Genomic DNA, 4,094 nt, shown 5'->3' with positions numbered 1-4,094 from the left:
GCCCAAGGCCGTCACAGCGAGGCGGAGCTGCTGTACAAGCAGGCGCTTCAGCTCAGTGGAGAAGGTATTGGGCAATGAGCACCCGCATATGCTTGCCGCGCAGATGAATTATATAGTTCCGCTGATCAATACAAACCGCCTTCTCTCATGTTCCTTCCAAAAACTCTGCACAGGCTCCAGCGAAAAGGCGCGGCGGCGGCATCTGCAATCAATCAGCAATGTTCAAGATGCCGTTCTTTCCTGAGCCAGCCAGCAGCCGGAAAAAGAATGACAAACCAGCGCGGGATTTCATGGAAACCTTCTACGACAAATGGCTGAGTTCAAGAAACAACATCAGCCCGGCGGAAGCCCTGCATCAAACCCGCCTGCAATGCATCCGCGACAAAAAGCCGACAAAGGACTGGGCACCGTATGTGCTGGTGGGAAGGAGAAACTGGCAAGCTGCTGCGCAATCCTGCTGAACGCCTGCGCCGGATGAGGAGCCGTTTCCCCCGCCTCTGCCGAGAAGAGTGGCGCGTTCTGGTTACCGCTTGACTTGAAAGGGATTAGGGAGCAGAATACAGCTCATCATCTCCCGGCAGATGGCTGTTGCCATTCCCGGAGCGAAAGGGGAAGCCCTTTTCCGCGCCGTCTGCCGACAGATCAATTCCAGCACCGGGCAGCGGAGGCATTCATGCACGACGTTCAGCAGATCAGGAACACAGTCATCCTTGGACACGGCCACAGCGGCAAAACCACTCTTGCCGAAGCCCTGCTTTTCACTGCCGGGGCAGTCAATCGGCTGGGCAAAGTGGACGAGGGCAGCTCCGCCCTTGACTTCGAGGATGAGGAAGTCCGCCGGAAAATCTCCATCAGCGCGGCCTTCGGCCACCTGAGCTGGCAGAACTGCGGCGTTTTTCTCACCGACACGCCCGGCGACGACAACTTTGTCAACGAAACCAAATTCGCGGCCCGCATGGCGGACAGCGCGCTGCTCACTGTGGGCGGCGTGCTGGGCGTGCGCAGCCAGACCGAGCGTTTTGTTGATTTCGTGCTGGAGCGCAGACTGCCCTGCCTGATCTGCATCACTAAAATGGACCGCGAACGCGCCAGCTTCTTTGAGACCTTTGACGAAATACGCCAGACTTTCGGCCCGCTCAATCCGGCAGTGCTGCATCTGCCCATTGGCAGCGAGAAGGATTTCAAAGGAGTTGTGGATGTCCTCAACCGCCGCGCTCTGTTCTTCCGGCCTGACGGCACGGCGGACATTGCTGAAATTCCCTCCGAGCTGACTGAAGAGGCCGCTGAACGCCGCGCCAGCTTGATGGAGTATGTGGCCGAAACCGACGACGACCTGCTCGAGCATTTTCTTGAGGAAGGAGAGCTGTCCGACGAGGTGCTGCTCTCCGGTTTCGCCGCTGCGGTGCGGCAGGGCAAAATTGCTCCGGTGCTGCCCTGCTCGCCGCTGAACAACGCAGGCAGCTCGCTCATCCTTGATGCCATCGTCGGCCTGCTGCCCGCGCCGGAACAGCGTCCTCCCCTGATCGGCACCAATCCGAAAACCAAAGAATTAGTGCAGCGCAGCGGCGCGGCAGACGCGCCCTTCTCCGCCCAAGTTTTCAAGACCACCGCAGACCCCTTCACCGGGCGGCTGACTGTCTTCCGGGTGCTTTCCGGCACGCTGCAAGGCGACAGCTTCTACAATGCCAGCAAAGGTGAGAACGAGCGTTTCGGCCATCTTTTCCTGCTCCAAGGCAAGGAGCAGAAGCCGGTGGACAGCGTTGTGCTAGGCATGATTGTCGCCGCCGCTAAATTGAAATGCACCGGCACCGGCGACACGCTCTGCGACGAGGCCGAACCAGTGGCTTATGAGCCGCTGGATCCGCTGCCGCCCGTCATTTCCTACGCTGTCCGGGCCAAGATTGAAAAGGACGAGGAGAAGCTCTTCTCCTCGCTGACCAAAATGCTGGATGAGGACTTGACCCTGCGCATGACCCGCGAGACGCAGACGCACGAAGTGCTGCTGTCCGGCATCGGCCAAGTGCATCTGGAGGTGATCAAAGAGCGGCTGAAGCGCAAGTTCGGGGTGGAGATGGAGCTGTCGCTGCCGAAGATTCCGTACCGCGAGACCCTCAAAGGCAAAGCCTCAGCGCAGGGCAAACATAAGAAGCAGTCTGGCGGGCGCGGCCAGTTTGGCGACTGCACCATTGAGATCGAGCCGCTAAAGGACGGGCATTTCGAGTTTGCTGATAAAATCGTTGGCGGCGTGATTCCTCAGCAATACCGTCCGGCAGTGGAGAAAGGCATCGTCGAGGCGATGGAGAAAGGGGTTCTTGCGGGCTACCCCTTTGAGGGCCTCAAAGTCAGCCTGCTGGACGGCTCGTATCACAACGTGGACTCCTCGGAAATGGCCTTCAAAATCGCCGGCTCCTTGGCCTTCAAGACAGCGGTGATGAAAGCCAGCCCAGTGCTGCTGGAGCCGATCATGGAGCTGGAAATTCATGTGGACAAAGAGCATGTCGGCGACGTGATGGGCGATCTCAACTCGCGGCGGGGCCGTGTGCTGGGCATGGACAGCAACAGCCGCCGCGAGATCATCCGGGCGCAGGCCCCGCAGGCCGAAGTCCAGCTCTACGGTCTTGATCTGACCTCGATGACCGGAGGACGCGGCAGCTTCACGGTCAAATTCTCCCACTATGAGGAAGTGCCTGCCCAGATCGCGCAGAAGATCATCGCCGCCCATCAAGCGGAAGCGGCGGCAGAGTAAGGCCGCTCAGGCCTCTTGCGTAAGCCGAAAGCAGGGGCGAAAATTTTTTTGCCCCTGCAGATTGGCATAACTTATGCAAGAAGTCTTTTCTTTTTCCCCACATCATCATGACCGGAAAGCGCATTCTTCAACTCCAAGCCTCCTTGCGGAGCCGCAGCCTTGACGCGGTTCTGATCACCGAACCAGCCAACCGCCGCTATCTCAGCGGCTACACTGCCGCTGACCACGGCATTCAGGAAAGCTCCGGCGTGCTGCTGATCCCCAAAAACGGCAGGCCCCGGCTGCTCACCGACTCCCGCTTCGAGCTGCAAGCGCAGGAGGAGGCGCAGGGCTTCAAGGTTGAGCTGTACCGCAAGGGTCTTGCCGCGTTGCTGAAAACACTGCTGCCTGAGCTGGGAGTTCGGCGGTTGGGTTTTGAGAGCCATTATTTTCTCCACGCCGCTGTCAGCAGGCTGGAAAAGGTCTTGGCAGGCGCAACAGAGCTGGTGCCGCTCACCGGCTTGATTGAGCGGATGCGGGAGATCAAGAGCGAGGAGGAAATCAGCCTGATCAGACAGTCCGTGCGCCTGAATGAGCGGATTTTCCAGCAGGTGAGCCGAACCATCGCGCCGGGAATGACAGAAATTGAAATCGCCTTGGCTGTTGAACGGTCAATGAGGGAGAACGGCGCGGAGCGGCCCAGCTTTGACACCATTGTCGCTTTCGGATCCAACGCTGCCAAGCCTCATGCCGTGCCCACAGACAGAGTTCTGCGGGAGGGAGAGATCGTCTTGATTGACATGGGGCTGATTTTGAAGGGCTGGTGCTCGGACATGACCCGCACGCTCTTTGTCGGCAAACCGGACAGCCTTTTCCTCGACCGGCTGCGGGCGGTGCGCAAAGCCCAGCTGGCGGCTGTCAAAGCGATTCGGGCAGGCGCGGTTTGCCGCGAGGTGGATCAGGCGGCACGGCAGGTGCTCGATCAAGCAGGCATGGGCAAAGCCTTTGGCCACAGTCTCGGCCACGGGGTTGGCCTCGCTGTTCACGAGGCTCCCAGCCTCAATCCCCGCAACCGCAAGCAGCTCCGCGCCGGGATGATAGTCACCATTGAGCCGGGCGTGTATTTTCCCGGCTGGGGCGGCATCCGGCTGGAAAACATGGCTGTGGTGCGTGAGGGCGGCTGCGAGCTACTGAACGAGGATACGACCGGCTTGGATTTGTAGCGCGGCTGCTGAACTGCGGTTGCGGCGCAATGACAAAGGTCTCCTGTTCGGCAGCAAAGAGCCGCTGCTTGACAGAAGACCTTTGTTGTTTGGCCACCAAGAGTTGTTGCCGACCTGCAAAAAGTTCTTGCTTGACCGCAAAAGTC

3 protein-coding genes are annotated in these 4,094 nt (G+C 59.4%); all 3 read left to right on the top strand.

Annotation, left to right across the window (positions count from 1 at the left end):
• Positions 1 to 218: 218 nt before the first annotated feature.
• The gene (locus ACNKID_RS10680; protein WP_417913419.1) at positions 219 to 461 is read left to right on the top strand and encodes a CHAT domain-containing protein; all 243 of its coding nucleotides are present in this window, start codon (positions 219 to 221) and stop codon (positions 459 to 461) included.
• A gap of 212 nt (positions 462 to 673) precedes the next feature.
• Complete coding sequence (fusA, locus tag ACNKID_RS10675; RefSeq protein ID WP_417913418.1) at positions 674 to 2,746, top strand: elongation factor G; 2,073 nt, start codon at positions 674 to 676, stop codon at positions 2,744 to 2,746.
• A gap of 107 nt (positions 2,747 to 2,853) precedes the next feature.
• On the top strand, positions 2,854 to 3,948 hold the full coding sequence (locus ACNKID_RS10670; protein WP_417913417.1) for a M24 family metallopeptidase: 1,095 nt from the start codon (positions 2,854 to 2,856) through the stop codon (positions 3,946 to 3,948).
• The last annotated feature ends 146 nt before the right edge of the window (positions 3,949 to 4,094 follow it).

The organism is Candidatus Electronema sp. TJ (assembly GCF_048287355.1).
Taxonomy (GTDB): Bacteria; Desulfobacterota; Desulfobulbia; order Desulfobulbales; family Desulfobulbaceae; genus Electronema.
The sequence above is the reverse complement of the archived record's forward strand: the minus strand, read 5'-3'. Positions and strand labels throughout refer to the sequence as shown.